This window comes from Pedococcus sp. P1_H8 (assembly GCF_056405175.1).
On record NZ_JBFUCP010000508.1, the window covers coordinates 1 to 352 of the forward strand.

General features: G+C 67.0%; 1 pseudogene. It reads right to left on the reverse strand.

The window, feature by feature from the left end:
- Positions 1-352, reverse strand: a pseudogene (locus AC1DYG_RS21080) (energy-dependent translational throttle protein EttA); the annotation flags it as partial.

The following is a 352-nucleotide window of genomic DNA, read 5'->3' on the forward strand; positions in this document are numbered from 1 at the left end:
TCTCGGCCTCGTTGGCCATCTCCTCGTAACGGTCGAGGCGGGCCTTGTTCTTGGCCTGACGGGCCTTGGCGCCCGAACGCACCCAGGCGAGCTCTTCCTTGAGCCGCTTCTGGAGCTTCTGGTCCTTCTTGCCGGACACCTCGAGGCGCTGCGCCTTCTGCTCCAGGTAGGTGGAGTAGTTGCCCTCGTACGGGTAGAGCCGGCCGCGGTCGACCTCACAGATCCACTGCGCGACGTGGTCGAGGAAGTACCGGTCGTGGGTGACGGCGAGGATGGCGCCGGGGTAGGCGGCGAGGTGCTGCTCGAGCCACAGCACCGACTCGGCGTCGAGGTGGTTGGTGGGCTCGTCGAG